The organism is Flavobacterium aerium, from assembly GCF_030766725.1.
In the GTDB taxonomy this organism is placed as follows: Bacteria; Bacteroidota; Bacteroidia; order Flavobacteriales; family Flavobacteriaceae; genus Flavobacterium; species Flavobacterium aerium.
Genome location: NZ_JARQWR010000005.1, coordinates 163,682 through 189,710, shown reverse-complemented (window position 1 = coordinate 189,710; position 26,029 = coordinate 163,682). Strand labels below are relative to the sequence as shown.

Below are 26,029 nucleotides of genomic sequence, written 5' to 3'. Positions count from 1 at the left end.
TTAAACACTTATTCTATTAATAAGCAATTGACTATTTATTTTCTTTAGAATCTCATCTATATTCTCAGAATCTACCCCTATTTTTGTACTTAAAATGTCCGAATGACAAAATATTTCATTTATAGATAATTGCTTGATTTCCTCCTTAAGTTTTACATCACTATCATAATCTAAATGGTATCCGACAATACACACAATACTCAAGTCTTTTTTAAAATCGATTTCTACTAATCTTTCTAATGCATCCAATATTTTGTATACTTTAATTTGTTGTAGAACACTGACTTCTATATAATCTTCTGTTTCTGCTCTGAAGTAGATTGTTATATTATTTTTCTCAAATTCTGAGACAATCTTTTTATCTACAACTTCTTTGTCATACTTGCTTAAATAAGTCATTTTCAAACTCATTAAATTGTTTTTGACAGAAATTGCTCTTCTACCTAAAAATGAAGTTTCATTTGAGATAACAGTTCCTTTTCCTTCAATATGAAATGTATTTCTTAATAATAAAGGTATTTTTAGTTTTTTAGCTGGAAAAACAGTTTGAGGATGGAGTATTTTTGCACCAAAACAAGCTAATTCCGCAGCTTCATCATAAGATAGATATGGTATTAAAAAAGTATCTTTTACAACTCTTGGATCACAGTTATGGAATCCATCTACATCCGACCATATTTGTACTTCTTCTGCTGTTAGAGCAGCTCCTATTAAAGTTGCACTATAATCACTTCCTCCTCTATCTAAATGCCTCAAATCACCATTACTTGTCACTCTAATAAAGCCTTGTGTTATAAATAAATCTTTATCTCTATTTTTTTCCAATAGAGGTTTCAATTTTTTTGAAATTACACCAACATTTGGTCTTTCAATTTTGTCAACTATCATGAAATCTCTGGCATCGAGTAGTACATTTTTAACACCTATTGAATTAAGATATGCTGAATATATTTCAGTCAGTAATCGCTCTCCATATGTTATGATTTCACATTCTGTATCTTCTGAATATTCTTTTTTGGAAAGCACCAGCATGTAATTCAATGATTTATCTACTACATCTTTCATGTTTTTTTTGAAAACTTCATCAAAAAAAAGTTCTTCTATCATAGAATAGTGTCGATCTTTCAATATGTTGATATAACTATGAATGAACACTTCATCATATGTTTTTATATGCTTTGTTAAATTCAATAAAGTGTCAGTTACTCCGGACATTGCAGAACAAACTACTATTTTATTCCCATTTGTGTTTGAAATAATTTTACGTATTTGTTGTAATCCTTCAATTGATCCTACAGAAGTTCCTCCGAATTTTAAAATTTTCATTTAAATCTGTTTTTTTTTAGTGATGAAAAGAGTAATTGAAATTTGTAAATTTTTCAGGTATTATGATAATGGTATTTTTAACTATCCTAACAAATGTATTATTCTACCCAAAGACTTTCGGCTAAATTTAAACTTTGTCTAACTTGAACGTCTTTAACTATTTGTCCGTAATCAAATTTTATAATTCTATCTGCTTCATGAAAATAAGCATCATCATGTGTAACCGCAATAATTGTTTTTCCTTCATTTTTCAACCTCGGAATTAATTCCTCATAAAAATATTTTCTAAAATGAGGATCTTGATCAGCAGCCCACTCATCGAGAATTAAAATTGGTTTTTCTTCTAATAATGCGAAAATCATCGACATTCTTTTACTTTGACCTTTTGAAAAATTTCTTCGGGCAGACTCCTCTTTATCGTCTAAAACTACCTCATCTAGTCGCATCACTTTTAATAAACGTTTATATTCTTCATTGCCTTCTACAGTATAATTATCATAATTATTATTAAATATGTAATTGTCTGTAAATACCGCAGCAATAGAATCTTCTAAATCATGATTAAGACTTTCCGTTTTTTCTCCATTGATAAGAATATCTCCTTTACTTGGTTTATATAAACCCGTTAACACATTAATAAATGTACTTTTCCCAGATCCATTCCCTCCAACAATGAATAATACTTCTCCTTTATTAACTTTCAAATTAACAGGTCCCAAAGCAAATATTTCTTCATCATTCTTATTTTCATATGCAAAACATACATCCATAAATTCCAGTGATTCAAAGTTTTCATTATTTAACTTCTCTTTAACCACCTCTTCCGTATCTAATTGAAAATCAGCTTTGAATCTTTTAATTCTTGCATGTGCCACTATAAAACGTGTATATGCTTGTTGAAGATTTATTATATTATTAATAGGTCCGGATATAAATAATATCACAACTACATAAGCAATTACATCTGATCTATCTAAAATTTCAAATGCAGGAAGTATAAATAAGATTGCTGCAATTACAAAGTATAATCCATATTGACTAATCATATTAATGGATAAGAATATATAATTAATCTTAAAATCTAATCCTTCTGATTGATCTCTATTAGGTCCTAAATATTTACTCATTATATTTTTCCTTCTTGAAGAACTTAGTTTAAGTTCTTTAAATCCTGAAATAAGATCGTCTATATATCCATAGTAATGGTCATTATATTTTCTAAGTTTGGTTACTTCCTGAGTCATCGAATTCATCACTATAAAATAACAAACGGCTACCAAGACTATAAGAATAACAACTATTGTAGCAGAAAGCACAGAAAGTGTATACATATAAACAACTCCTATAACTAACATTAAAACTGAGTTTACGGTATGTGTTATCGTAAAAGGTAGATCCGCAAATAAGCGTAAGTCTTCCATTGCAGTATAGAATCGTTCAGTTCCAAATTTTTCAATTGTTTTTAAAGGAGCTTTTAATATTTGATTGAAAAGATTTTTCTCATTTTCGTATAAGATTTTGAAAGTATATTTATTTAGTTTTTTTTGGAAAACGATATTCAACAAATATGTATAAAAAACTGTTGATAAAAATACTATCACCATATAGCTCTTTAGAAACTCTTCATTTCCTGAAAGCACATTATTAATAATATGTACTATCGCGAAACTCAAAACTGTGTTAGGTATTGCGTATAGTAATAAATAAACAATATCCTTAAAATTTAATTTTAACATTTTATTGATTGTTAATTGATTGGTTGATTGACTTTAAAAAATGATATGTGTACATATACTTATATCATAAATGATATAAGTATTGATTTGCCATAATGTAAGTGTTACTTCTTGTAAATGATCAGGATATTACATTATTCATTTGGTATTGATATTGAAGTTATTGCTAGTCTTTTTAATGTATTAGATAACTCTATTTCATGATTATAAATAAAGAAATGATTCCCTTTCATTAGTTGAGATGAAAAATCCCCATCTGTAAATTTTTTCCAGTTATCAATATCTACCATAGTTTCTTCCTCATCTCCCATGATTGCTGTTATAGGGGTTTGAATCACCATTCCTCTTTCATGATAGTTATCTTTTTCTAAAACTTCAAAGTCCGAACGAAGTATTGGACTAAAAAAATCAAATAATTCTTCATTGATTAAAACTTCTTCTGGCACACCTCCCAGTGCTCTTAGTTCTTCTTTAAAATCGATATTGTTTAATAGATAGCGTATTGTTTTATCCTTACCTTTTATATTGGGTCCTGCATTTCCTGTGACCAATAGATGTAAAGGGGCGTCATTAACATTTTCCATACATTTTGTTACAGAAAGGCCTAAAGTAGCTCCCATACTATGTCCATAAATTAAATAGGGTTGATCATTTCTAAGTGATTTAATTTGATTAAAATAATCCTGTATAGCTGATTCTTTTGTGGTCAATAATTGTTCTTGAAATCGCTTTCCTCTTCCGGGTAATTCTAAAGGGATAAATTCAAAAAATTCAGAAAGTTTATCCTTTAAAAAATTATAAGAATAACTATTTCCACCTGCAAAATGCAATAAGAATAATTGTCTTTTAAATATATGGTACATAGCTTTTGTTTTTCATTAGCCTAAATGCTATTTAACTTTATTAATCTATTAAGTAACCCCTCATTTTTTATAATGATAGATCAATTATAATCTACCTCTTTCATCTTCATTTCCAGAATCCCTATCTTCCACTTTCTTACTCTTATTTCCAAAATTATAAGATACAGAAATACGAAAATCTCTATTACTTACATTTTGAAGATAGGTTTGTCTAATGCCATTTGTTTCCCAATTCCATCGTGTAGCACTTGAGTTAAATATATCATTAAATGTTAGTCCGAAATTTAATTTATTATTTAGCATGCTATAACGAAATGCTATATTTAGGCTAAAACTATCTTCATATTTGTAAAGATTATCACTATAAGAAGAGTTGTATAATAAAAATAATTGTCCTTTAAAGTTTTTAGCTTTGTTTAAAGTAAAACTGTGGTTAGAAACAAATATATATTCGAATCTACCTTTCAATTCTGCATCAACTTTACTGTTTGTAAGTTTCGGGTCGTGATTGATTAAATTCACACTATTGTAATTTTCCCACCAACCAATTTCATTGTAGCCTCCAGAAACTATTATCCCGTATGAATTTGAATCGTAATAATTTTCTCTTGTAATTATAGTCGTATTTGTTGCATTCTCTGCATTAATTACAACACCCCATCCATCAATAATTTTAGAATAAAATGCATTAGCATTTATATACTTCCCATTATATCCTAATTCAAAATTGTGCGTAAAAGAAGGTTGTAAGAACGGATTTCCTTCGCTATAGTTATTACTGTTATAATAAAATCTAAATGGATTTAAGGTAAAATAATTAGGTCTATCAATTCGCTTACCATAACTAAAATAGTAAGAAGTGTCATCATTATGGTTGTATGATAAATAGAATGTTGGAAATAAATTTTCATACGAATTTTTGTTTGTTTGGTTTAATGATTCTGTAAACCCTTTCGTTTGTGTTGATTCTAGCCGAAGTCCTATTTTTGCTTCCCATTTTTTACTTAAACTTTTACTAGCACTCACATATACTGCTTGTATACGTTCATTATATACAAAATCATCTGTTTGGTTTGGATCTAATATTGGAATTCCTGTAGAAGTTTCGAAAAATTGGATATCACTGTTATTTTTTATAAAACTCACTTTACCCCCATAAGAGAAATTAAAACTTTTAAAAGGATACTCAAAATCAATTTTAGCACTAACATTTTCAATATTTTGATCTCCTAAGTTATCCGCTTGTAATATTGTATTTAAAAATTGATTATTAGATGTCAAACTATTTGTTAGAAAGCTTCTATTATTTTTAGATTTGTATGTTAAATAATCTAGATCAAAAGCAATTTTCTTTCCCAATGTATCTAACTCAACATCAAAATGTGTATTGATATTATGGAAAGCTGTTCGTTTATCACTAAATCCATTATTCACTAATAAAGAATCTATAATACTTGTTGAATTATTAATAATCTTTGTTTTCGTATTATCTTTAAAATCTGGCGTGTTATAATTAAATAAATATTGAACTCCAAATGTAGTTTTGTCGTTAATATTATAATCCAAATTTAATTTTGTAGAAAAATAGTCTTTTGTATGCTTACGTTGTGAATAAGCATCCCATGTACTATTTTGATAAAATGTTGTAGATTCTTCATTTTCTAATTCTCTTCCTAATCCACCACTAAGATTTAATAATAATTCTAATTTATCCTTTTTTAAAGAAAAATTATCTCTTAAACTTACCATTCCGTATGTCGCTTGTGTATATGATGAAGATATAGTATTGTTCCACAAATCTGCCAATGCTTTTTTCAATTCAATATTTACAATTCCACTATTTCCTGCTGCCTCATATTTTGCTGGTGGATTACTAATAATTTCAACTTTTTTAATACTATTTGACGGAATTGATGCTAAAAAATTAGTTAAATCTTCCCCTGCTAATTCCAAGATACGACCATTAATACTAACACGCATGCTACTTTTCCCTAGCATAGAAATTTGATCATTCTGAAAAATCACACCTGGTGCGTATTTTAGAGCATCAAGAGCATCTCCTCCTTCAACCGCGACACTTTTATCTACATTGAAGACCATGCGGTCTACTTTTCGTTCGTATAGTTTTCTCTTAACAATTACTTCGACTTCCTTTAGCATTTTAATATCTTCAACTAATAAAATTTTGTTGAACGACATGTCTTTATCTAAATTAATATCATTAGACCATTCTGTGTAACCAATATAACTAACTTTTAATTTGTAAGAACCTTGTGGTGCCTCAATAGAAAATAATCCATTTTCATCTGTAGTTGTTCCTGTAATTAATTTCTCTTCACTATTAAATAAAATGACATTCACATATGGTAAACCAGCATCTTTATCGACAACCTTTCCACTAATTTTTAATTGTGCATACGTAAGGATTGGCATTAATAACAGGGTAAAAATTATTAAACTTTTTTTCATTTTTTTATTTTTTTGATTGGGATGCTTTTTTATCTATTTTCAGTACCAATTCGATACAAATAATTGTGTAGTATTTTAGGCAAAGAAATTGTTTCCTTACCTGATTTATGATACATATCAAAAGGACAAGACAGATTGATTTCCAATGCATTAATGTATTCAAAACAAGTTACATATATACCTTCTTGTTTGGTTCTTGTATCTGAATTGATTTCAATTGTATGATTTTCTCCTTCAAAATATGAATTCTCCATTTTTTGATAATCAAAAACACCGCCTAAACATGCTTCAATATTTACATTTGTAGCTTCGATAATATCTTTTTTAATGGTTTCAAAAGGAATTTCTTGATGTAGTCTTGCTTCTACATAATTTGAGTATACTTCTTTGAAGTAACTTAGTTTAAAAATATTTTCTGGTGTTTTAGTAATTTTTAATGGCAAAATATTATTTAAGACTCCTAATACATTAGATATATTCAAATCATCTATTTTTTGATCTCTTCCATTCACTAATATTCCTTGTATATTTCTTTTTTTATCATAAAAAATTTCTATGACATAACCATGTAGTGCCAAAAGTAATCCGTTGATTGGAATCTTCATATTATGAGATAGTTTCCTAAGTAATTCTAAATCTTGTCCAGTGATAACTACTTTTTGATTTATGAATTCCGATATATATTGAATGTTCGTTTCTAGATTTCTTTTTGAGGCAATTTTTCGATGATAATTTACCCAAAATTTACGCTGTAATTTTCCTTCTTTTGAAACTAAATGTTTTTGTTGTGCTTTTACAAAATTAAAATTTGGAGTATATATTTCTGTTATTATGTTTTCTTCAAAATACTTAATTGCTAAATCACGAATAATAGTATTAGTATGAAAATCCGTAAGACCATGATGTATTCCTAAAGAGATTGTCGCTTTTTTATTTTCTATTGAGTTTACTACAAATACCCTAATAAGTTCTTCTTCATATAGTGCAAACGGTTTCATAAAAAATGTATTTGCTTGTTCTTCAATTATATTTCTTTCTATTGATTCATTCATATGAGAAAATACAATATTAACATTTGCTGCTGAAATATGTTTTTGTTGTATTTTTTTTTCTGTTTTTATTAATTGAATACAAAGTGAAGGAAAGTAAGAAAGAAATTCTCTAAATTGGTCTTCAAAAGTTTCTTTATTAAAGTTTGTTATACTAAAATCATTAATTCCAATGGTTGTATTTAACTTTAATAAATGATATTGATTTCCAGAAATATCAAATATCATTTCTTCTACTACTTTTGAATCTTCTGTATTTTGACTTTTCTTAATCTTATTAGTATTAGTTATACCCTTTTTTTGATTTGGAATTGTATCATATTTTTTAACATGACTTGCCAAATCTCTCATATTTAATGCTGTAACTACATGTTTTGGTTTTAATATGTAATTATGAGATCGTAGAATAGAAATTATCCTAATTAATTTTATAGAATCTCCTCCTAATTGATAAAAATTATCTTTTAATCCAATTTGTGGTATCCCTAAAATTTCAATACATGCGTTTACTAAAATGATTTCTGTTTCTGTTTTTGGAGAGACATATTTTTTTTCTGTTGTTACTCCAAGTTCCGGAATTTCTAGTAATATTTTTCGATCTATTTTTTTATTAGGGGTTAACGGCATTTTGTCTAATTGAATAAAATATGAAGGAATCATATATCCAGGCAAACGTTTCTCCACAAATTTTCTAAGATCATTTATCTTAACTTCTCTATTATTAACTGATACAAAGTAAACTATCAATTCATTTTGTTCAGCTTTTTTTTGAGTTACCATTACAACAACTTCTTTGATTGCTCTGTGTTCGGATAAACAATATTCTATTTCTTTTAATTCAATGCGATATCCTCTTATTTTTACTTGGAAATCATTTCTTCCTAGAAATTGTATTTCACCTTTACTATTCCATTTCCCAAGATCTCCTGTATTATAAATCTTTTCTCCTTTTATGAAAGGATGTATTGAAAATTTCTCATCGGTCTGTACTTCATCTTTTACATATCCTTTAGATAATCCATCTCCGCTTATATAGAGTTCTCCTGGAATTCCTTCAGGTACTAATTTCTTATTACCATCTAAAATGTACATTTTAGTATTGTTGATAGGCTTTCCAATGTTTGAAGCATCATCAGCTTCTTTTATTAGTTTTGTACTAGACCAAATTGTTGTTTCTGTTGGCCCATACATATTCCAAACTTCCTTACTTACAGACAACATTTTTTCAGCTAGTGATTTACTTAATAAATCGCCCCCACATAATATTTTCAATTTTTCATTTCCTTTCCAACCAGCATCAAATAGCATTTGATAAAAACTCGGCGTTGCTTGAAGAATACTGGGTTGTACTGATTCTATTTCTTCTATAATCGTAAATGGATCTGATAAGGTTTCTTTACTTGCCATGTAGACTGTACCACCTGATATTAATGGTACAAAAAATTCTAATATGGATATATCAAACGATTGTGTGGTTACTGAAAATAATAAATCGTTTGATGAAACCTTTTGATTTTGCTGAATGCTAATTAAAAAATTCGTCAAGGATTGGTGACCTATTCTAACTCCTTTTGGATTTCCTGTAGATCCTGAAGTGTAAATAATGTATGCATCTTTAGTAAAATCAGAGAAATCTATTATTCTACTAGCTTGATTAGTCTCTTTTAAAACCTCATCAATAGGTATATACACACTTGTATTTCCAACCAAGTTTGCATAACGAACTTCACCTAAAATCATTGAGACTTCACTGTGTTTTACAATATATTCTAATCGTTCTTGAGGGAAATTTGGATCTAAAGGAATATAAGAGTACCCACTTTTTAAAATCCCAAGTAATACAACAATTAAGTCTGCCGAACGATCCATTAATACTGCTACTGTACCGTTATTATTCTCAGCATAGTTCTGAATAATATAATTGGCTACTTGATTTGATTTTACCTCAAGTGTTTGGTAAGTATATCCATTATATTTATCTGTTACCGCTAATTCATTTGATTTTGTAGTAACATGAGATTTAAATAGACTACAAATTGTTTGTCTTGGATAATTAGACGCTGTCTGATTAAAATCAATTTGTATTTTTTGCTCTTCTTCTTGTGTAATGTAATCTATTTCATTAATAGGTTTTGTTGGCGATTCAAGTAAGTTACACATTATGTTTTTATAATGATTCATTAATTGTATCATCATAGATGGCTCATAGATATCTGTATTATATGTAATTTGAAAATATAAGCCTTTCCCTACTTCTTTAAAATGAAATGATAAATCAAATTTAGCAAGCTCCTCTCCTCCATCTGTAATTGTTTCATAAAGCTCAGAATTTATTGTTATATTTTCTTCTACATCTCCTGTATTTTGTAGTGTTAGCAAAACATCAAATACAGGGTTTCTACTCATGTCACGTTTTACTGAAAGTTGTTCAACCAATTTATCAAAAGGATACGTTTGATGTTCAAAACTTTGCAGTGTACTTTCTTTAACTGCTTCAAAAAATAAGTCGAAATTTTTGGAAGAATCTATGTTGGTTCTTAATGCTAATGTATTAACATAAAAACCTATTTGATCTTTTAAATCTACATGATCTCTTCCTGAAACAGGACTTCCAATAATAATATCTTCTTGTCCCGAATATTTATGCAAAAGAATTTTCCAGATAGCCAATAAGCCAACAAACAGCGTCCCATGATTTTTTTTACAATATTCTTTTAATGTTTGAGTGGCTATATCCGATATACAAGTTTCAAAACGATGTCCTGAGTGTGTATAAACTTTAGGACGAATTTTATTGCTTGGTAGACTAAAAACAGGTAATGTTCCAGATAATTGTTCTAACCAAAATCCTCTGCCTTTATTAGAAGTTTCTGATTCAAGCCGTTTTTGTTGCCATAATGCATAATCTTTGTATTGGATTTTTAGTGGAGGAAGCTTGGATTCTTTATTACTTATAAATGCTTCATAATAGGCCATAACATCTCGTTCAAGAATGTTCATTGACCAACCATCACTAATGATATGATGCATATTATAATAGAATACATACTTATGATTTTCCAACTGCAACAAGGCCATCCGAATTAATGGTCCTTTTTCAAAATCAAACTGTATAAGTGAATCGTCTACAATATAGGCTGTTGCTAACTGCTCACCATTATCTAGCATTCTAAAATCTTTATAATCTATAATGAAATCTAATTCTTCTCTCTTTTTAATAATTTGTTTAAGTTCGCCTTGTATCTCTTTAAATACAGTTCTAAGTACTTCATGTCTATCAATTACACAGTAAATCGCTTTTTTAAATAATTCAATATTGAATGAATTCTCTATTATAATAAAGTTAGGCATATTATAAGCCAAAGAACTTTCTTCATATTGACTTAAAATCCATAACCTAAATTGAGATGAGGAGACTCTATAATTCTCACTTATTTCCACCTTAGGAATTTCATAATAAATTGTTGTCTGTGAAGAACTTATTTTTTTTGCTAAATCTTTTAAAACTGGAATACTAAATAAATCTAAAATTGTTAATTCTATTCCTAAATCAGAATGAATTCGTCCAGCTATTTGAATTAACTGTATACTATTTGCCCCTAATAAAAATATGTTGTCTAATGTACTTATTCTATCTACTCCTAAAAGTTCTTTCCAGATTGCACTTAATTTTTCTTCAACTTCATTAATCGGTAATACAATTTCTTTGTGCTGTTGAAAATATATTGCTATTTTTTCATTCAGTATTGCAGTATCTATTTTACCATTTGCATTTACAGGAAATTTTTCGATATATAGTAAGTGTAATCCAAACAGTTCATATTCTGATAATGTTTTTAAACAATATGCTTTTAACTCTTCATTAATTTCTACGGGAGAAGAATAAAAACACATAATCAATTGATTAGTTCCTTTTTCCAGATATGGAATACATTTTACTTCTTTTATCTTTGAAAATTCAAGAATGTTGCGTTCAATTGAATTTAGATCACAACGGACACCATTTATCTTTACAATTCCATCTTTACGTCCTAAAACAATAGTATTTCTTTCTGTATCATATTTGCCATAATCACCTGTTTTGTATATAATATCTTGAAATTCACTTAAAGGATTTTGGATAAACTTTTCTTGAGTTAATTCAGTATCTTGATAGTATCCTTTCGTTAAAAAAGGTGTTTGAATGTAGATATCACCTACTTCACCTATTTCACAAATTTTATTTTCAGTATTTAGAATTAAAATATTAGTGTTAGAAATCGGTTTTCCAACACAAAGTTCTTCAGCGTTAGCATTTTGAATATCATCTTTAACTCTATAGAATGTTTTAACTAAAGTAGATTCTGTAGCTCCATATAAATTAATAATACATGTATTTTCCCCAAACTTTTCTCTCCAATTCACTATATCTTTTACATATAATTTTTCTCCAGCTAAAAGCAAATATTGTAGGTCTTTAAAATAATTTTGCGTACTACTCTTCTTATCGAATGCTTTTAATATCGACCTCATCATAGTGGGTACAGTATGCAATATGGTAATTTGTTTTTCAATGAACCATTCACACAATTTAGTAGTGTTTTCTGATGTTCCCTTTGAAGGTAAACAAATACAGCCTCCTTTCAATAAAGGGAGAAATATATCTCTGAGCGATGCGTCAAAAGAAAAGGACGTTAATTGTCCTATTCTTGAAGTGCTATCAATATCTAGTTCTTTAGCTTCCCAATGTATAAAATGACTTAGGCTTTTGTGTTGTCCTAAAACTGCTTTAGGCTTACCTGTAGAACCAGAAGTAAAGAAAATATAATTTGCTCCATTTTCATCAATATCAACAATGAGATTTGTTGTATTTTCTTTTATGACAGTATTATCTTCCGTGTAAATTCCATTTTCATATTTCTGAGAAATACACAAGATTTCATTTTTATTATTAATGCATACTACAATTAACTCTGGTATTGTGTAGTCAAATAATTTGTTGAATTTCTCAAAAACACTTAAATTATCTTTAGTTATAATTAAAGCATTTGGCTGCACTTTATTAAATAAAACATCCCAATGATTTTCTTTATATTTTACACTTAAAGGCACATATATATTTCCAGATTTAAAAACACCCATTAACGCTATTAATTGCGCCACAGCATCTTCACAGAAAACAGCTATTCTAGACTCATTGTTATACCCTTTTTGATATAATAAATGAGCAATTTTATTTGCTTCTTCGTTGAATTGTCTATATGATATTTTTGTATTCTCAGTTTCAATAGCAATGTTTGTCCCATGAGACATTGCTACATTTTCAAAAACTGTATGTATAACTTTTTTATTCATTAAAAATACGTCTAAAAGATTTTCCTTTTTTAAATGCTATTAATGGATGTCAATAGTCTTAAAAAACTTCATCAAGATTTTGATTTAACTGATCAGCAAATGATTCTTGTTCGATTTTTAGTATATCGTCTTTCAGTAAACTACTATAGTCCTCAATTTTTCTTTGACTGTTTTCGGCAATTAAATCTATGAGTAGTCTAAATTGTGAATTTATTCTTTCTATGTCTGTAAACTTGAATAAATCAGTGTTATAGCTTATAGTATACGAAGCTTCTTCTTCTGTAATATTTATATAGAATGTAATATCAAACTTCGAATTTGTATTTTCTATAAATATTTTTTTAGCAGCAGTAGTTTTCTCTAGTTCTTCATCATGTGTCATAACTAGCATGACATCAAATAAAGGATTTCTGGATAGATCAGGTATAATTTTTGAATCTTCTACCATTAAGTCAAATGGATATTCTTTGTGAGCAAAACCATCTAATACTGTTTTTTTAACCTTTGCTAATAATGAAAGATATGTCTCTTTAATATCAACCTTATTTCTAAAAGGAATTGTATTGATAAATAAACCTATTTGATGTTGTAAATCTTGATGATCTCTACCTGCTAAAGGGCTTCCGATAATAATATCTTTTTCAAAAGAATTTTGATGAAAAATAACACTTAAGATTGTTATAAAATTCATAAATGGAGTTACATTAATTCCTTTTGTACTCTCATAAAAAGCTTTGATTTTTTTTATAGCAATTACATCAAATATTTCTGCTCCATTATATGTTTTTAATTTGGGTCTATTATTAGCAAAAGAAAATTGTAATTTAGAAATATCTCCTGACAAAATATTCTTCCAATATTCTTTGTGCTTTTTAAATTCTGGACTATTGAATCTTTCGAACTGCCACACTGTGTAGTCTTTATATTGAATTATTAATTCTTCCAGATTTAAAGGTATACCTATACTGTAATGTTGGTAATATTTTTCAAATTCTTCAGACAGTATATCTATTGACCATGCATCGGCAATAATATGATGCATGAAATAATAAAAGACACTTATACTTGGTGATTTTTTCAACAAACCAATTCTAATAAGTGGTCCATTTTTTAAATCAAATACTTTTTCACCCTCTAAAGATATAAATGCATTTATATCATGATCAGCATGAGAAGAATTACTGAAATCTCTTTTTACTATTTCTAATCCTAAATTTTCAAATGGTTGTATATATTGTCTTGTCTCACCTTTTTCATCTTCTTTGAAAATTGTTCGTAATGATTCATGTCTTTTAATGATTGCAATGATTGATTTTTCAAAGCTTTTTTCATCAATATCATATAAGGCTATTTCTGAACCCATATTATAAGCTAAAGAGCGATCTTTATTTTGACTTAGTAACCAAAGTCGTTTTTGCATTAAAGAAATCGGATAACTTTCTGCTAATGGTGCTTTCTCAATTTTACTAATTATTTCTTTATCTGATTTTTCTAAAACTAATGCATGAGATTCCAATGTTGTATTTTCAAAAAATATCTTAAACTCTAATTTTGTATTAAATTCCGTTTGATATTGATTGATTAATTTAATTAATTTGATACTGTGTCCTCCTAAAAAGAAGAAATCATCCTTAGTTCCTATTTGCTCTTTTGTAAATAGTTCTTTCCAAATATTTGCAACCTTTATTTCAATTGATGTTCTTGGAGCGATGTAAACTACATTTTTTAATAGTTCTTGTTTTCTGATTTCTAGAAGTTCTTTTTTATCAATTTTTCCATTTGTGGTTAAAGGTGTTTTTATTATTTTTATGAATTGTGAGGGTATCATATAGTCTGGAAGATTCTTTCTTAGTAATCTTTTAGTTTCGTCATGATTCAATTCACCCTCTACACGAATAAAAGCTATTAAAGTTTTTGTTTCTTCTTCTTCATTCACTAAAACAATGGCTTCTAATATATTTTTGTCTTTTGTAAGCTCTTTTTCGATTTCTCCAAGTTCAATTCTGAAACCTCTTATTTTTACTTGATCATCAACTCTTCCTATATATGCTATGTTTCCATTGGGTAACCAATAGCCTATGTCTCCTGTTTTATAATTTAATACATCTGAAATTTTTATAAACTTTTCTGATGTCATTTCTGGTCTATTAATATAACCTTTAGAAACTCCCGCACCACTTATATATATTTCACCATACACTCCTATTCCAACTTTATTTTGTTCCGAATCATATAATTGGATTTCTGTATTTGCTATAGGCTTCCCTATTAAAATTGTTTCATCATTAACAGAAGTCTCTTTTACAATACAACCTACTGTTGTTTCCGTAGGTCCATATTCATTAAATACTTTGATCTTAGGGTTGATTGTATGAACAATTTCTAAATGTCTTTTTTGTAGTTGTTCTCCTCCACAAATTATTGTTCTTATAGTTGTATTTTCAATCCCTAAATCTTGTAGAATTGTTAAGTGAGTCGGTGTCAGTTTTATAGTATCTATATCTGGATTAGTAAAACTTTCTTTTAATAGTTCTACAATATCTTTTTCATTACTACCAATATGTAATTGTTTGCCTCTGGTTATGCTTGTATATAGTGCCGTTACTGTAAGATCAAAGGATACTGACGTTATTAAGCCCCAATTCCCTTGTACCTCAGCTTCTTTAAAATAGTATGCATTTGCCCACTGAATATAATTTAAGAGATTACCGTGTGTAACACTACATCCTTTAGGAGTTCCCGTTGATCCAGATGTATATATACAATACGCAATATCATGTTGGTCTATAGTTGTTGATATTTTCGTATTATCATTTATATATATGTTTCTATCAGAAGCTATAAGTATTTCTTTTATTGGAAAATCAAGTTTTTGTATTATTTCAGTACCTGTTACAAGTACTTTTGCATTGGAATCGCTTAGTATAAATTGAATTCTTTCGGATGGATATTCAGTATCAATTGGGATATAAAAGGCTCCTGATTTTAATACTGCTAGCATTGTTATTATAAACCATTCCGAACGATCTAATAGGATTCCTACAGCATCTCCCTTTCTTATTTTGTTTTCTGTTATAAGATGGTTTGCTAATTGATTCGATTTTTCGTCTAATTCTTTATAGGAAATTGTTACCTCTCCATAAATAATAGCAATAGCATTTGGTACTTCTTTTACTTTATTTGCAACTATTTCTAAAACAGAGTTGCTAAAAGGAAATACCTCAACAGTATTATTTGCTTTCTTTATAATCTCTATTTCGGTATTTGAATTTTCGATTTCTTCTCCTAAAGGAGTTGAATATTCTGAGGTCAGTTGAGCTAATAATATTTCTGCTGTTAACTCATCGATTGTGTTCGTATTATAGTAAACATTTACAGAAAGTTCTTTTCCATTATCAATACAACTGATTTTAAAATCAAAAAGATCAGTTACACTATATAAATCTTCAACCGAGCATATTGAATTTTCAGTATATTTTGAAATGTCTATATATTCAAAATTATAATTAAAATATTCTTTTTTAGGTTGTTTTCTTTTTTCTCTGTTGATATAAAAATAATCAGACCAAACATCTATAGCACTTAAATTCTTCTCTATAACTCCTTCATAATTTTTGCTATATTCAGATATATCTATTGAGACTGGTAATGTTTTTGTTACTGAACCAAAAGTATTACTTAACTCGTCATACGATCTTTTAAAAGGTATGTATCCTACAGTTATTCTTCCTTGCTCAAACTTTGTGAGGTAATGTATTAATTTTCCAAAAAGTACTAATTCAATCGTGGTATTTTTCTCTTTTGCTTCTTTCTTTAATTCAGAATATTGATCTTCTTTAAAGTTCGCAATACCTGTTCTTTTTGGTAAAAATGTATTTATTGAGTTGGATATAAATGGAATTATACTTTTTTCTAAAGTATAGTCATATCCTTTCCAAAAATCTACACCTTCCTCTTCTGGCTCATAGAAAAGCTCATTTTGCCACGCTGAAAAATTCTGATATTCAACAACTTCTCGCTCATTTTTTTGATATGTTTCTATGTTGATCAATGCATTTTTTAAATCTTCACAAAATAATATTGTACTATAACTATCTGCCCAAAAAGAATAAATCCTTACAATTAGTTCTTTAGTACTTTCTGTAGTCACATAGCAAAATCGAATAGGCATGTTTTTAAAAATATCATAGGCATATCCTAAATAATGATTCGCTATGGATTCCATTATTAGCTCCGTCTTAGAAACTGTCTGAAATTCTAATTCTTTCAATTGATCTATATACTGTTTTGGATACAGTAAACTTGTTTCTTTTACAGCTTTGAAAAGTAACGTTTCATTTTTTTGAATGACAGCATGAATCGCTTCTTTTAACTTATCTTCTTTAGTCGTATTATCAAGTTTTACTATTACTTGATTATAAAATACCGATGATTCACTTTCGTATATTGCCCAAAGATTTCTTTGGTTTACTGAAAGTTCATAACTGTCAATTCCTTTTACTGTATTTTCTTGCATAATAATGATAGTACTTGTAAAATATTTTAGCTATATGATTTTATTAGATAGTTTTTTTGATTGTTTAAAAAATAGAGGCAATAATTTTTCGGTCTCCTTTATATGGGGTTCTACCATGTGACATAAGCATATTATCAAGAAATAATACATCTCCCGTTTGCCAAGGAAATTCATATGTTGCTTTCGCATATGCTTCTTTAATTTCTTCTATCTCTTCTTTAGAAATTGGTGTTCCATCGCCGTAAAAAGTATTACTTGGTAAGTCATCGTCTGAATCAATAATTGATAAAAAATCTTCATCAAATGTGTATTTATTAAAGAAAAAACCATGATTGAACCAAACAGTATCTTCTGTATGTGGATGCTTCCAAATAGCATCTTTTGTCCAGGTTAATACTAATTTATCTTCACTTACCCAATTACATGTAATTCCTTTTTCTGCGCATATCGCTATTACTTCTTCTTTGTCATTTGTTTGAAATACTTCTTGCCAGGGTAACCCTAATGATTTCGTTAAGTTTCGAACATATTTTACACCTTTTTCTGAAAACTTAGTTCTAGTTTCTTCACTAAGATTTTGAAGCACTAATCTATTATCTGCTATAGGTGTGGCACCTCTTTCTTCAGCTGGAATAATACAACAGAATACAATATGATCTGGATGATTGGGATCATATGAACTTTCACTATGCATATTGATACTATACTCACTAGGGTATGTAGTAGTATGATATACATTGTCACCTACAGAATAACGAGGAGATGATCTCATCTTATATTCTAGAGGTTTTTCTGCAAATAATTTTACTAAATCTTGGAATTTCTCCACTGTATTTATATCAAATCCACGGAATAATACAGCTCCATTTTTTCGAAGTTTTTCTTTAAATTCATCTCTATGCTCATCAATCCATGATTTCAGGTAGATTCCTGATTTTGAAGTTTCCGCCAATAATGGAAATTGTAATATTTCTGACATTATTGAAAAATCAATTGAGATAACATTTTCAACATTTCTCGCTTTTGTATTCAACAGTTTATTTACTCTAGACATAATTAAAAAGTTTAGTGTATTGGATCATAGGACTTATTAGCCCTATAATCATATTAAATTTTCACAATATTTATTTTTGAATTCTTATCAGATTACATCTTAAATGCTTTTAATCTCGATATGTTTTTGGACTTTAAATCCGTTTTTATTTCTTCTTTGAAATCAATAGTTGAGATTTCTTTATTTGGATTTTTCAGAAGTTCAACCATTAGTCTCTTGAAATCTTTCAATACATTTGTCATTGATTTTTCATCATATACATCTATATTAAATTGTAATTCCATTTGTAGAAAGTCTTTATATAGTTCAGCTGTAAAAAGAATATCTAGTTTTGGAACTGATTCTCCTTCATCTGTTACTTCATCTACTAGTAAATTTTCTTTAATGTAAGTAGGAGAATCATTTGTCATATTCTCATAAGTAATCATGATATCGTATATTGGGTTTCTATTAGAAATAGTTTGTATATCCAAATCTTCTATTAACCAATCAAAATAATAGTTTTGATGATCAAAACTTAGAATATTATTTTTTCTTACTTGCTGAAATATTGTATTGAAATTATTTTCTTCTTCAATTGTATTTCTAAGTACTATAGTATTTAAATAATTTCCTATTTGATGTTCTAACTCAGGGCGATATCTTCCTAAGGATCGCGTAGCGATAATAATATCTTTTTGTAAAGTATATTTTTGAAATAGTATATTAATTACTGCTAAAATCCCTATGAATACTGTTCCATTATTTTTTTCGCAAAATGCCTTTAGTTCATTCGATAATTCTTCATTAATTCGCATCTTAAGCAATTTTCCATTATAAGTTTTTACCAATGGGCGTATTTTTGTGGTTGGCAAATTTATTAGTGAAAGTTTACCTGATAATTGATTCATCCAAAAAGATTTACTCTTTGAAAATTCCTCTTCGTAGCGTTGTGACGAATGCCAATATGCATATTCTTTATATTGTATTTCTAATTCTGGCAATATAGGTTGCATATTAGCCATATAGGCTACATAGGTTGTCATTACATCTGTATGAAAAACTTTTAAGGAATTTGCATCTCCAACCATTTGATGCATTCTAAAAAAGAATTTATATTTTTTATTTGGCAGTTGGAATAGACATGTTTGTATTAGTGGTCCTTTCTCAAAATCAAAATAATTTTGTAAATATCCATTCAGATATGTGTTCATATCATGAATAGCAGTTGAGCGATTGCTTAGGTCTATAACATTTAACTCATATTCATCTGAGATCTTTGATATAATAAATTGAGAGATTTTACCTGTTTCATTTTTTCTAAAAACTGTTCTTAGAATTTCATGTCTTTGTATTGTCGCTTCTATGGCTTTTTTAAATAACTCTATTGATTCAATTTCATCTATATCATCAAAATAAACTGTATCGTAGTGAATTGAATCGCCATCAAGTTCTGTTAAAAGAAACAAATTTTGTTGTGCATCAGATAGCATATAGGATGCCGCTTTCGGCAAAATTTCTATCATAGATGCTGTATGTCTATCCTTGCTTTTGATTAATTTTGTGTGAGAAGCTAAACTTGTATTTTCAAATAATTCGCCTAGACTAAATTGTACATCAAATTCTTTTTTATAGCGGATGATTAATAAGTTCATTTTTAAACTATGTCCTCCTAACGCAATAAAATCATCAGCCATTCCAATAGATTCTTGTTGTAACGTTTTTTTCCATATTTCTACCACTTGTTTTTCAATATCATCTTGTGGTGCTATATAGTCAATTCCACTTTCTAATTGATTAACAAAAGGGTCTGGTAATACTTTTTTATCAATTTTTCCATTAGACGTCAACTTAAATTCTTCTACTTGAATAAAAATTGTTGGAATCATATAATCGGTTAAATAATGAGCTAGAAATTCTCTAAGACTATTTGCTTTTTGCTTATTTTTAGACTTGAAATAAGCAAAAATTGTATTTTCTTCTGAATCTTCTTTTTTTACTGCAAGTACAACAGTATTTTCTATTTCTTTATGATGTAGTATTGCATTTTCTATTTCACCAAGATCAATTCTATAACCTCTAATTTTGACTTGATTGTCTATTCTACCTAGAATTTCTATATTTCCATCTATAAGATATTTCCCTAAATCTCCTGTTTTATAGAGTGTTGTATTCGCTTTAAAAGGATTAGTTATGAAAGTTTGGGCTGTTAGTTCCGGTTGGTTTAAATAACCTCTACAAACTTGTATTCCTGAAATACATAACTCTCCTATTTCATCTATCTGGCATAGCTCTCCTTCTTCATTACATATATAGATATCTGTGTTTTGAACTGGCTTACCTATAAGTACTTTACTTTGTGCTATTTTTTCTTGGATTCTAAAATAAGCTGTAACATCTGAACATTCAGATTGTCCATAGGTATTTATGATTTCTATTGAAGGATTGAGATCGAAAAATTTATTTACATAATTAGGAGTCAATCGTTCACCTGTAAGAATAAGTTTTTCTAAATGTGCCAATTTCGATTCATTTCCAGTAGCAAAAACATTGTTTAATTGAGATGGAATTAATTCCAATATTTTCACATTATTTGCAATTGTTTTATCTAATAATAATGAAATGTCTTGTAGTTCTTCTAAAGTGGTTAACATTACTGTTCCACCAGTTAATAGAGGTCCCCACAATTGCCATAATCCTCCTACGAAATTCAATTTTGACGTATGACAAATACGAGTGTTTTCATTTAAATCTAAGAGTTCTATTTTACTCAATAAATGGTTTATAATACCTCTATGTTCTATCATACATCCTTTTGGAATTCCAGTAGAACCTGAAGTATAAACAATATAGGCTAATTGTGATGATTTTCTTGATGTATATATTGTTGAAAATGTAGATGATTTTTCTAGGAATGTATTTATATGGTTTTGATCAATTATTATTTTAGTATTCTTTTTGATTACTTGTAAACGCTCTTGTGGCGTTTTTATATCTATTGGAGAACAGCAACCATTTACTTTAAATATTGCTAGTATTACAATAATATATAATTCAGATCTTTGTAGTTGAACTCCAATAATATCTTCCGCTTCTATGTCATATAAAGGCAAGAGATAATTTGAAAAACGATTACTTTCTTCATTTAATTCTCTGTATGTCAAACTTTTTCCTTCAAATTGTATAGCAATCTGATTGGGCGTTTTTATGACTTGCTCTAAAAATAAATCAACTATTGTTTTATCTAAGGAATACATTCTTGTGATGCTATTAAAATCTATTTTTTACTTCTGTAAGAACTTCTTATTTATTCAGCATGTACCAAATTAAATACATTTGCTATTTCTTGCATTTCTTGTATATCAGTATCAATAACAAATCTATTTATACCTAATTTTATATACTTAATAATATACTCTTTTACTTGTTCGTGGGAGCCTACTAAATATGGGCAATCTGCTCTAAAATGTTTAAATGGATCCATTTGAAAAACCATATCTTCACTTTCTTCTAGTAATTTTTTCTTCCATTCTGCATCAGTATTAAGCATCGATAATTCGAGTAATTCTCCGTATTCTTCATATTCTGGTTTAAAGAGGGCTTTCATTACTGAGATTGCTTCTTCTTGGGTTTTTCTAGCAATAATTCCTAGATACATTCCTGTATTCTCAGTAGTGAGACTACATTTAGTTACAGGTTTTCCCATTTTTAAATTTGAGAGTTTCATTTTTTCTCTTAATCGATTAGCATCATCTGAACTTCCTGCAATAAAACTTTCAGGAAAAAGTTCAGCTTCTATAGTAGATGTTAGCTTTAGGTTTTGAGTTTCGTAATAAACTCCTTTATATGTAAGAGATGTCGAATTATTTCTCAATAATGCATATACTATTTCTATATATTCTTCTAATCTGTTATAACGTTCTTCATGCGATAGGTGGTCGCCAATGGAGGCTAATTCAGATACTGAAGTTCCTATAATAAAGTTTAAATATATTTTCCTTTTGTATAATTCCGTGTAACTAATAATTTTTTGAGCAGCTGTATATGGATGCATATAGGCTGGATTCACAGCAATGATAGGCTTTTGGTTATCAGTACTTGTCAAAATTTCTTGGGCTAAAACCCAAGGTTCTGTATTATTAGAATTACTTTGAAAAAATAGAATTCCTTCAAAATTCAATCTTTCACTTTCTTGAATCATTGTTTTCATTTGTGATATGGAATCTGCCTCACCTTCAACTCTTCTATAAGTCACAAACAGTTTTATATCTTGCTTATTCATCTTTTAGAGCCCCATTTCGTATTGTACTTCTATTACCGATTCTATAATAATATTAGCCAATTCTTTTACTTCATCAGTTGTAATTGTCAATGGAGGGCTAATGAGCAGGTGATCACCTAAAATCCCATCTACAGATCCTTTTCCTGGATATAGGACAACTCCTTTTTCTAAAGCTTTTTGATATATTTTTTTGCTAAGTTGTAATTCTGCAGGAAATGGTTCTTTTGTTATTTTATCTTTTACTAATTCTATTCCAAGTAGTAATCCTTTCCCTCTTATATCTCCAACAATAGCTGAAGTTAAAAGTGAATTTAAACGTTCCTGTAAAATTCCGCCTGTAATTCGTACATTTTCAAGTATATTATTTTCTTCAAAATAATCTATTACAAAGCTTCCTACTGCTGCACCAACAGGATTACATGCAAATGTATGGCCTGCTTTAAATGTGGCTTTATTTTCTTCAAAAACAGTCGCTATTTTTTCATTAATTATTACTGCTGAAAGCGGAAAATATCCTCCACTAATTCCCTTTCCTGCTGCTATTATGTCTGGAGTCGTTTGAAATTGCTCTATTCCAAAATTGGTTCCTAACCTCCCAAAACCTGTCATCACCTCATCAGAAATAAAAAGAATTCCATATTTTTCGCAAATCTCTTTAATTCTTGGAAAGTAATTTTCAGGAGGAGGAACTGCTCCTAAAGCTGCTCCAACAATAGGTTCTGCTATAAATGCTGCTATTGTATTTGGATCATTTTCTTCTATTAAATTTAAAAATTCTTCAATACAATAATCACAATATTCTTTTTCTGATAGACCATTTGCATATCTATATTGGTATGCAGCAGAAATATGTGGAAAGTTATGCATCCAGTTATCATACATTTGCCTTCTGTATTTCATTCCTCCTACATCTAAAGTAAATATAGAATTCCCATGATAGCTGTACCATCTTGATATGATTTTGTGCTTCTTATCATTTCCAATTAACTGATGATATTGTAAGGCAATTTTTAATGCATTTTCTACTGCTTCAGTTCCACTCATAACGGTCCAAGCTCTTTTGAATCCTTTAGGTGAAAATTTCACTAGTTTACTCAAGTATTCTTCAACTATAGTTGCGCTAAAAGCATGGGTAGGTAAAATGGATACTTTTTGTACTTGTCTCTTTATGACCTCTGAAATTTCCTCAATTCCATGGCCAATATTAGCAACAGCCGCAGAACCTGAACTAGCGTCTAAATATTTATTCCCCATTTCATCAAAAAGGTAAATACCTTTCCCATAAGCTATTTTAGGGTATGTTTCTGTCATTTCAGGACACACCACCATAGAATGTATTAATGATTCTATCATTGAGTACTATTTTGATATTTATAATAAAGATGCATATGGAATAGTATTTACAAGAATCTAAATACTATAAACCCAATTTTTTGAATTGTATAAAATCACGCTATTTATCGTAACTGAAGAAAAGCAACATAGCGTTTTAAATAATTTAAAAATTATTTGTATACCCTTTTTAAGTAGAAATAATTATCTACAAGGTTTAAGCAATATTTTAGTGGAAATTTTAAGCTTACTTTACAGCTTCGCTATTCTACCTTACAGGGTAAGATAGTCAATTGTAAAAATATATTTTTTGTTAATCTTTTGAGCCGATCAACGATGCTAATATATAAATTATAGTTATAATTTACAATTTTTAATAAATTAAAAACAGACTTATTTGGTATTAAAATACGATTTGTTTCGTTTTTTAACTTTTTTTACTTCAAGATGTTTTTATTTGATTTTCATATTGAATCGCGTCTTATTCTTTTCTTTTATTGTTTTTTTTATTTCACTATTATAATCAATATTTTTTATTTTCTCACTCGGATTATTCAAAAGTTCATTTAAAATTCTTTTGAAATCACTCATTAGTTTTCTAATCATTGCCTCTTCATAAATATCTGTATTATAATTAATATCAAAATATAAATATTCTCCTTCTTCTTTAACATTAATCAACATATCTAGTTTAGAATTTTCCAAGTCGTCTACATTAATTACATCTATTTCTTCTCTCGTAAGTTTTAAATGTAAGTTTTCGTTTTCGTCTGTATTATGATACGATAGCATTACATCATATATAGGATTCCTACTAGGGTCATATGTGAGTTTTAAATCATCCATTAACTTATCTACAGGATACATTTGATGTTTTGTACTGGCTAATGTAGAGTTTTTTATTTTCACGTATGTTTCTATAAAGTTATCTTCTACATCTAATTTGTTTCTATGAATTTTCATATTCATATAAATCCCAATTTGATTTTCTAAATCTGTAATATCTCTCCCTGCTATTGGAGAACCAATTATTAAATCTTTTGTATTAGTATATTTATAGAATAATATTTTCCATACTGTCAGTATTCCTGAAAACATTGTTCCTTTATTATGAAGACAAAATTCTTTGAACTTATTTGTCGTTTCTGAGTATATATATGTTGATAATGTGCATCCGTTATAGGTCATAACTTTAGGCCTAGGTTTTTGATTTGGTAATTCTAAAATTGGTAATTTTCCAGACAATTCATTTAACCAAAACTTTTTATGTTCTTGGAATTCTTTGGTTTTTAATTGTTCATATTGCCATAAGGTATAATCTTTATATTGGATTCTTAACTCTGATAAACTTGGTTTTCTATCCATTATAAATGCTTCATAGTATTCTAGAACATCATCTTTCATAATTTTCATCGACACTCCATCAGTAATAATATGGTGCATCATATAATGAAAAATAAAACTATTATCTTCTAACTGAAATAAACATGTTCTTAATAATATATCTTCTGATAAATTGAATACCTTATTTTTATCTTTCAGGATATAATCATTTACATATTCTTCTTTGTTTCCTGCATTTCTAAGATCTTTATACTCCAGTTTAAAATTGATAATTGTTTCTGGTAAAATCCATTGTCTTAGTTCATCATTTTCATCTTTTCTAAATATAGTCCGTAGAGATTCATGTCTTATTATAGTTGAATGTATTGCTTTTTCTAAAAGTTCAACATCTACTTTAGCTGGGATAATCATTACATCTGATACTATATATGCTATGGAACGCTCTTCTAATTGACTTAATACCCAAAGCTTTTTTTGTGCAAAAGAAAGCGGATATCCAACATTTGAAAATGCTGCTTTTTGTATACTATCCTCATTCTTTTTAAAATCATTTAAATACTTTATTATCGCTTGCTTTTTTTCTTTTAATAAAAGTATGATTTCTTGATTAACAACTCCTTTTGGAGCTTTTACATCAAGTTCATTATCATTCACTAATGTTATTCTTATATTTTTACTCCTTAATTCTTTTAATACTTCTTCTATTGTCATATTATTTTCTCAAATTTTGATTTTGATCAATCAT

General features: G+C 28.3%; 11 protein-coding genes. All 11 read right to left on the bottom strand.

The features are described from left to right. The 11 genes from P6733_RS08610 to P6733_RS08560 all read right to left on the bottom strand — a co-directional run bounded on the left by P6733_RS08610 (nucleotide 1) and on the right by P6733_RS08560 (nucleotide 25,995). A complete protein-coding gene (locus P6733_RS08610; RefSeq protein ID WP_306352350.1) occupies nucleotides 1-1,326 on the bottom strand; it encodes an aspartate kinase in 1,326 nt (441 codons plus the stop codon). Nucleotides 1,327-1,424: 98 nt separating this feature from the next. Beyond that, nucleotides 1,425-3,062, bottom strand: coding sequence for a cyclic peptide export ABC transporter (locus P6733_RS08605; RefSeq protein WP_306352348.1), 1,638 nt, complete (start codon nucleotides 3,060-3,062; stop codon nucleotides 1,425-1,427). A 134-nt stretch (nucleotides 3,063-3,196) separates the two neighbouring features. Beyond that, the gene (locus tag P6733_RS08600) at nucleotides 3,197-3,925 is read right to left on the bottom strand and encodes a thioesterase II family protein (protein ID WP_306352346.1); all 729 of its coding nucleotides are present in this window, start codon (nucleotides 3,923-3,925) and stop codon (nucleotides 3,197-3,199) included. 84 nt (nucleotides 3,926-4,009) lie between these two features. Further along, the gene (locus P6733_RS08595; protein ID WP_306352344.1) at nucleotides 4,010-6,394 is read right to left on the bottom strand and encodes an outer membrane beta-barrel family protein; all 2,385 of its coding nucleotides are present in this window, start codon (nucleotides 6,392-6,394) and stop codon (nucleotides 4,010-4,012) included. 29 nt (nucleotides 6,395-6,423) lie between these two features. After that, nucleotides 6,424-12,777, bottom strand: coding sequence for a non-ribosomal peptide synthetase (locus tag P6733_RS08590; protein WP_306352343.1), 6,354 nt, complete (start codon nucleotides 12,775-12,777; stop codon nucleotides 6,424-6,426). Nucleotides 12,778-12,835: 58 nt separating this feature from the next. Next, on the bottom strand, nucleotides 12,836-17,293 hold the full coding sequence (locus tag P6733_RS08585; RefSeq protein WP_306352341.1) for an amino acid adenylation domain-containing protein: 4,458 nt from the start codon (nucleotides 17,291-17,293) through the stop codon (nucleotides 12,836-12,838). 64 nt (nucleotides 17,294-17,357) lie between these two features. Then, nucleotides 17,358-18,347: a TauD/TfdA family dioxygenase gene (locus P6733_RS08580; RefSeq protein WP_306352339.1), complete on the bottom strand. Its 990-nt coding sequence runs from the start codon at nucleotides 18,345-18,347 to the stop codon at nucleotides 17,358-17,360. A 92-nt stretch (nucleotides 18,348-18,439) separates the two neighbouring features. Next, the gene (locus P6733_RS08575; protein WP_306352337.1) at nucleotides 18,440-21,583 is read right to left on the bottom strand and encodes an amino acid adenylation domain-containing protein; all 3,144 of its coding nucleotides are present in this window, start codon (nucleotides 21,581-21,583) and stop codon (nucleotides 18,440-18,442) included. Nucleotides 21,584-21,633: 50 nt separating this feature from the next. Continuing rightward, complete coding sequence (locus P6733_RS08570; RefSeq protein WP_306352335.1) at nucleotides 21,634-22,608, bottom strand: LLM class flavin-dependent oxidoreductase; 975 nt, start codon at nucleotides 22,606-22,608, stop codon at nucleotides 21,634-21,636. Between the two features lie 3 nt (nucleotides 22,609-22,611). Further along, complete coding sequence (locus P6733_RS08565; RefSeq protein WP_306352333.1) at nucleotides 22,612-23,961, bottom strand: aminotransferase family protein; 1,350 nt, start codon at nucleotides 23,959-23,961, stop codon at nucleotides 22,612-22,614. 432 nt (nucleotides 23,962-24,393) lie between these two features. Then, complete coding sequence (locus tag P6733_RS08560; protein WP_306352332.1) at nucleotides 24,394-25,995, bottom strand: condensation domain-containing protein; 1,602 nt, start codon at nucleotides 25,993-25,995, stop codon at nucleotides 24,394-24,396. Between the last annotated feature and the right edge of the window lie 34 nt (nucleotides 25,996-26,029).

Coding starts and splice junctions, on each gene's coding strand:
- P6733_RS08610 (WP_306352350.1), bottom strand. CDS start 1,326: ATGAAAATTTTAAAATTCGGAGGAACTTCTGTAGGATCAATTGAAGGA.
- P6733_RS08605 (WP_306352348.1), bottom strand. CDS start 3,062: ATGTTAAAATTAAATTTTAAGGATATTGTTTATTTATTACTATACGCA.
- P6733_RS08600 (WP_306352346.1), bottom strand. CDS start 3,925: ATGTACCATATATTTAAAAGACAATTATTCTTATTGCATTTTGCAGGT.
- P6733_RS08595 (WP_306352344.1), bottom strand. CDS start 6,394: ATGAAAAAAAGTTTAATAATTTTTACCCTGTTATTAATGCCAATCCTT.
- P6733_RS08590 (WP_306352343.1), bottom strand. CDS start 12,777: ATGAATAAAAAAGTTATACATACAGTTTTTGAAAATGTAGCAATGTCT.
- P6733_RS08585 (WP_306352341.1), bottom strand. CDS start 17,293: ATGCAAGAAAATACAGTAAAAGGAATTGACAGTTATGAACTTTCAGTA.
- P6733_RS08580 (WP_306352339.1), bottom strand. CDS start 18,347: ATGTCTAGAGTAAATAAACTGTTGAATACAAAAGCGAGAAATGTTGAA.
- P6733_RS08575 (WP_306352337.1), bottom strand. CDS start 21,583: ATGTATTCCTTAGATAAAACAATAGTTGATTTATTTTTAGAGCAAGTC.
- P6733_RS08570 (WP_306352335.1), bottom strand. CDS start 22,608: ATGAATAAGCAAGATATAAAACTGTTTGTGACTTATAGAAGAGTTGAA.
- P6733_RS08565 (WP_306352333.1), bottom strand. CDS start 23,961: ATGATAGAATCATTAATACATTCTATGGTGGTGTGTCCTGAAATGACA.
- P6733_RS08560 (WP_306352332.1), bottom strand. CDS start 25,995: ATGACAATAGAAGAAGTATTAAAAGAATTAAGGAGTAAAAATATAAGA.